The sequence below is a fragment of the Desulfocurvus vexinensis DSM 17965 genome (assembly GCF_000519125.1).
In the GTDB taxonomy this organism is placed as follows: Bacteria; Desulfobacterota; Desulfovibrionia; order Desulfovibrionales; family Desulfovibrionaceae; genus Desulfocurvus; species Desulfocurvus vexinensis.
Genome location: NZ_JAEX01000048.1, coordinates 1 through 4,109, shown reverse-complemented (window position 1 = coordinate 4,109; position 4,109 = coordinate 1). Strand labels below are relative to the sequence as shown.

Here is a 4,109-nt window from a genome sequence, read left to right as displayed (position 1 = left end):
CTCGGTTCGCTGACGGTCAAACAGCTCCAGACTCTGGCTAAACAGAACGGCGTGGCCATCGCCCGGACCAAGGCCGATTTCATCAAGCTACTCGACCTGGCCGAACCAGGGATCGATCACGGCGACCTGGCCGGAGCGGCGCTCAGCGCCAAGCTCAAGGAACACAAGATCGGCCTGCTGCGGACCAAGGAAGAACTGGTCGAGTTGCTCGGACTGAAGCAGGCGGAACTCAAACAGGCCAAGCTGCTCGCCGCCCAGATGGCGAAGATCCCGCCCGCCGAGGGGCTGGAGGGCATGACCGCCCAGCAGCTCAAGGAGATGGCGAAGGAGAACGGCATCTCCCTCAACATGACCAAGCAGGAGACCATCGAGCTACTGGACAAGCTGGAACCCGGCGTGGACCACAGCGGACTGATGGGCAAGGAACTCGCGGCGGCCAAACAGAAGCACGGCATCGGCATCCTCAAGAACAAGCAGCAGCTTGTCGAGGCGCTGCAGAAGAAGGCCGGAGCCGACATGGCCGAGTCGGTCAAGAAAAAGGCAGTCGACGAGGCCAAACAAAAGCTGATCCTGAAACAGAAAACGGCCCTCGAAGACGCCGCCAAGGCCGTCGTCGTTCCCGACACGCCGACCGGATACAAGGATTTCCTCGACGCGATTGCCAAGGCGGAACAAGCGGTTTCCGGTGGCACCGATCTGCCCCAGGAACTGCTTGTGGCCCACAGCAAGGAAATCGGCTTCAAAAAACAGCTCTTCCAGGACCAGGTCGGCAAGCTGAAATCGGCGGAGCTCAAGACGCTCGCCAAGGAGACCAAGGTCCAGTATTGGCAATGGGCCAACAAAGACGAGCTGACTACGCTCTTCACCGAGACCGACCCGGCGAAAATCAAGGCGGTTCAGGCCAGCATCGACACCAAGCACGCAGCCTGGGCCGAAAAGCATGGCGGCAAGAAGAAAACCGCACCGGCCAAGCCCGCCACGCCGAAGACGGAAACGCCGAAACCGGCTCCACAGCCGATCCCGGTCAAGCCGCCTGAGCCCAAGATCGGCAAGAAAGGCGCGGAGTTCGCCACCGTCGATACCGCGTGGCAGCAGAAGGGTCTGTCTTCGAAATTCAAGAAATCCGGCAAGGCCGCTGTCGGCGGCGCACACGAAAAGGAGTTCTGGACCGATGAGAACGGCGACAAATGGCTGTTCAAGCCCATTGGCCGCAAGGACGATGAGTTCATCGCCTTCGGAGAGGAAGCCGCCTACAAGATCGGTCGCCTGATCGACCATCATTCCATCGAGGTGCGCACCATCCAATTGAACGGTCGCACCGGCTCCATCCAGAAATGGCGCACGGATCTGCGGGACGACTTCGATTTTCGCAACATCCTGCCCCAGGATCTGACCACCATCGAACTGGAGCAGATCCAGCGCGAGCATGTGGTCGACTGGCTGATCGCTAACCACGACGGACATTCCAAGCAGTTCATCCGTGCTCGGGACGGTCGCGTCTACGGCATCGACAAAGGCCAGGCATTCAAGTTTCTGGGCCAGGACAAGCTCTCGCTCGACTATCACCCCAACGGCGTCTGCGGCGAGGAAGAGCCGTTTTACAACAAGGTCTTCCGGGCGGCCAAGGAAGGGAAGGTACGGGTCGATCCGAACGCGACCCTGCGCTACATCCAGGAGGTCGAAAGGATCGCCGACGAGGATTACCTCGATCTGCTGCGGCCCTACGCCGAGGGACGGTTCGCCAAGGACCCGGCCGGGCTGCGGCATTTCTACGATCTGGCCCTGGAGCGGAAACACAATCTCCGGCGGGACTTCGAGGGTTATTACGCCGATGTGCTGGGGGATCGGGGGTTCCGTTTCGACAAGCTGAGTACCGCCACCGGCAAGAAAAAGCTGCTCTCCTCAACAGAGGAAGCCCTGGTCGAGGAGGCCCGCAAGCTCGGCTGGCAGGGCAAGACGCTGCCCTTCGACAGCGGCGACGTGGAAGACCAGAACGCGCTGATCTTCACCGAGAGCTTCAAGGGGAAGAAGCGCACCGTGGTCAAGATGAAGATCCGGCCGGATACCGACCGCCGCATCGACGAGGTGCTGCGCAGGTATGTGCAGACGGCGGCCGGTGAAAAGGGACAGCCGCTGGTCGAAGACAGCTTCTTTCCGACGATTCTGGACGCCGTCAAAAACGTCAACTTCCACGTGGGCGACGGCAAGTACAACCGGACCAAGATCGACAAGGCCCTGCGCCTGCGCAAGAAACTGGAGACCCTGCAGAAGAGCGCCGACCCCAAGGTCAAGGAGATGGCGGACCACTATCTGAAATGGGTGAAGGAGATTGAGGAGTCCGTCGATTGGGACCGGGCCACCAATGGCGTTTTCGAACAGTATCTGCCCAAGCTCGACGCGCAGAAACCCAAGGAGAAACCGCCGTTTAAGGTGGAGCGCGGCAAGGTGACCCACACCAAGCGCAGGATCGGTTCCGGCACCATCACTGTAGAGGCCGACGACATCGACAATCGGGCGCTGTTCAATCACAACTCCCGCATGCAGGACGGACACCAGTACACCGTCACCTTCGAGGACGGCACCCGGGTCCGCTATCGCCCCTGGTCGGACACCAACCTCTATGCCCAGCGCGGCGAGCTGGAAATGATCCTGGAAGGCGACGCCACCCCCGGACGGGTCGAGGCGATGCTGGAAAAGCTCGAACAGCTCGGCATCGATACCCGGGTGGCCACGGCGGAAAACGCCGAGCAGATGTATCTCGAAAAGCTCGCCTACATACGCAAGACCGACAAAAGCGCCGACTTCAAACGGCTGCAGAAATCCCTCGACGACCGCAACGCCACCACCACCGAGCGGGTCCAGGCCCTGCGCGGCTATTGGCAGAAGGAACTGGGCGTCCAGGACATCACCCAGCTTTCCGGATACAACCCGCTGGGCGAATATCAGGCGGGCTTTCTGGACCGCGACGCCAAGGGCGGATACCGGCACCAGTTCCGGTTCGACATCACCGAGGAGGACCTGGAAAAACAGATGAAGGGCTATTCGCTGGTCCACGATCTGACCAACGGTGAGAGCATGTCCGGCTTCATCGACTTGATCATGGAGAACAACGGAGCCATGGTCAGCACGGTCGAGAAGATGCGCATGGGCGTGGCTCCGGGAGGAATGTCCCCGGTGGCCGACATGCAGACCGGTGGCGCGAGCTATTTCTTCACCCGAATCAAGAAGCAACCGGCCAGCGACGCCTCACCGGCCCTCTACTTCAAGAAACAGATGCTGCGGCGCATGGACGCCATCAGCTATGACCATGACGCCTACGGCAAGGTGATCGACGACTACGTGCAGCGCAACCGGGGAGCCAGTATCGATGATTGGAAGCGATTCTCGCAGCGCCATGGCAACGAGACCATCTTCAAATACTCGGTGACACTGCTGGACAACATCGAGTTCATCGTGGCCAGAAGCGACAACGAACGCCGGGAGATCATCCAGAGTTTCACCAGGCGTGGCATCAAGAAACTGCCCGACGGGCGCAAGGTGGAGGACATCGTCCATACCCCGCAAAGCTGGAGCAAACGCAAACAATGACCATGAAGGACTTTATCGAGCAGGAGAAACGGCGGCTGCAGGAATCGCTGCACTGGTTCAACAGCCGGGGCAGCCGCATGACGGTCAGAGAATCCGGGGATCTCTTTCTGGATACCCTGGTGGACAGCTTCACCGTCACCCGGATCGCACCCCATTTCGACGCTGCTGGCAACCATCTGCGCACCGATTTCTGGCTGTTGTGGAAGGCGCTCGGTTACGACGAGGGCTTCCAGCACGCCCACACCATCAAGGTGGTGGATGTCCGGGTGGAAGACACCCTGACAGCCGAACATGACGGTAAGAAGGCCGAAGGGTGGCTAATTGTCGATCTGACCGACAACCTGGGCCGCATTCACCATGTCGAAATGATCGAGCCGGTCTCGGAGCCCGAACTCGCGGCGGACTGGCAACGCTGGATCGCCTACAGGAAGAAAAATGCCGAGAGATTCCGCCTGATCGACGACCAGCTTCTGGCCGAACATCTCCGGATCGCGGAGGACTGGTCATGAAACTGCGCTATA

The 4,109-nt window shown here is 60.2% G+C and carries 2 protein-coding genes; both read left to right on the top strand.

Annotated elements, in window-relative coordinates; genetic code table 11:
* Window positions 1–51: 51 nt before the first annotated feature.
* Complete coding sequence (locus tag G495_RS0114460) at window positions 52–3,588, top strand: phage head morphogenesis protein (RefSeq protein WP_245588449.1); 3,537 nt, start codon at window positions 52–54, stop codon at window positions 3,586–3,588.
* Entirely contained in the window at window positions 3,585–4,097 is a 513-nt protein-coding gene (locus G495_RS0114455; protein ID WP_028588354.1) for a hypothetical protein, read from the top strand. Before G495_RS0114460 ends, G495_RS0114455 begins: the two co-directional genes overlap by 4 nt.
* The last annotated feature ends 12 nt before the right edge of the window (window positions 4,098–4,109 follow it).